Source organism: Lentzea sp. NPDC058450 (genome assembly GCF_042721395.1).
GTDB lineage: Bacteria > Actinomycetota > Actinomycetes > Mycobacteriales > Pseudonocardiaceae > Lentzea.
Genome location: NZ_JBHXLO010000069.1, coordinates 1 through 2,102, shown reverse-complemented (window position 1 = coordinate 2,102; position 2,102 = coordinate 1). Strand labels below are relative to the sequence as shown.

1 protein-coding gene is annotated in these 2,102 nt (G+C 71.7%); it reads right to left on the bottom strand.

What is annotated here, in order from left to right; all coding sequences use genetic code 11:
• Positions 1-128: 128 nt before the first annotated feature.
• A partial coding sequence (locus ACFWNN_RS45565; protein ID WP_382446209.1) for an alpha-galactosidase occupies positions 129-2,102 on the bottom strand: 1,974 nt, incomplete at its 5' end.

The following is a 2,102-nucleotide window of genomic DNA, read 5'->3' as shown; positions in this document are numbered from 1 at the left end:
AGCCTCGGTGGCTCGCCCTCCTTGCTTTTCTGGGGCCTCCCCTCCGCCGGGGGGGCCTCCGGCCGCGGGCCCCGCTTCTCAAGAGGGAGGCCCCGGCGGTCTCGACGCCGCCGGGGCCTCCGTCGTCTTTACCTGAGGCGCACCAGGACGGCCTGCTCCGGTTCGAGCACCGGCAGCTGGATCCCCACCTCCGACAGCACGGACCCGGGCAGCTCCAGCGCCGCCCACGCTGCGGGCTGCCGCTGGCACAACGCGGGATACCCCGCCGGGGCGTCGAACGTCACCCGGTACGTCCGCGCCGGGTCGAGCCCCGGCAGCCGGACGCGGCGCGGCTTGTTCTGCACCGTCGTGGTCAGCTGCGCGTAGCCGAACAACGCCTCGGACCCGTCCGCCGCGACGACGCCGTGCACCCACGCCGAGGGGTCCGGGTGGTCGCCGCGCACGGCGACACCGCTGTGCAGTAACGACCGCACGTCCTTGTAGTACTCGATCGCGGACTGGAGCCCGGCGCGTTCCTCGTCGGTCGCCGAGTTGATGTCCCACTCGATGCCGAAGTGCCCGAACATCGCCGTGGCCACCCGGAACGACAGATCGTGCACACGGCCCGTGGTGTGCGACTTCGTCGGCCCGACGTGCGCGCCCATCAGCTCCAACGGCAAGAACACGCCCGTCCACCGTTGAATCAGCTGGCGTTCCAACGCGTCGTTGCAGTCCGACGTCCACACGCGGTCCGTGCGCGCGAGCACACCGAGGTCGATCCGGCCGCCGCCGGACGAGCAGCTCTCGATCTCCACGTGCGGGTGCCGCAACCGCAGCTCGTCCAGCAACCGGTAGAACGCGGCTGTCTGCTCGTGCACGCGCGACCCGATCAGGTCGCGGTTGTGGTCCCACTTCACGAACGCGATGTCGTTGTCCGCCAACACCGACGACACCCGCTCCAGGATGTACGCGTACGCCTCGGGGTGCGCGATGTTGAGCACCTGCTGGTTGCGCGACGGCGGCGGCAGCACCCCGGCGCGCGGCCCGAGCACCCAGTCCGGGTGCGCGCGGTAGAGGTCCGAGTCGGTGTTGATCATCTCGGGCTCGAACCACAGCCCGAACTCCATGCCCAGCGCCCGCACGTGCTTGATCAACGGCGACAGCCCCTCGGGCCACACCGTCTCGTCGATGAACCAGTCACCGAGCCCGGCGGAGTCGTCCCGGCGGTGCCGGAACCAGCCGTCGTCCAGCACGAACCGCTCCACCCCGATCGCGGCGGCCGTGTCCGCCAGCGACGTCAGCCGCGCGAGGTCGTGGTCGAAGTACACGGCCTCCCACGTGTTCAGCACGACGGGCCGCGGCCGCAGCGACCGCTCCCGCAACTGCTGGTGGAACGCGGCGCTGATGCCGTCGATGCCCGCGCTCGAGTACGCCGCGTAGATCCACGGCGACTCGTACTCCTGGCCTGGAGCCAGCGTGATCTCGCCCGGCAGCAGCAACTCGCCGCCACCCAGCACGGGGGAGCCGTCGACGAGGTTCTCCGCGTACGTCACGTGGTTGCCGCTCCACGCCACGTGCACCGCCCACACCTCGCCGTCGCGGAACGAGAACCCCGGCGTGCCCGCCAGCAACCCGATCGTCGCGTCGTGCCCGGTGCGCCCGCGCCGGTTCTCCCGCACCCACGACCCGTGCAGGAACGCCTGCCGCTGCGGCGACCGCTCCCGGCTCCACCGCCCGGTGAAGTCGAGCAGTTCGGCGGCGTGCGACGGGACGGGCAGCGCGGTTTCCAGGCCCTCCACCGAGTACGGCGTCGAGCCGTCGTTGCGGACGACGTGCCGGACCCTGAGCATCCCCGACGGCAACAGCTCCAGCGTGCCGGTCACGGTCAGTTCGGCGGCCTCGTCCGACGCGGTGTACCGGAAGATCGAACCCTCGTGGCCGAACGACGTCACGGCCAAAGCCGGCGCGAAGTGCTCGCCACCACGGTGGCCACGCAGCCCGGGGCGGCCCAGGTACCCGGCGCCGGCGTCGGGCAGCAGCGCGAGCGGGATCGGCGCGTCGGGCGCGTTGTTGGGGTTGGTCCACGAAACGGCGTCGACCAGGCCGCGCAGTGCGGCCTCGTC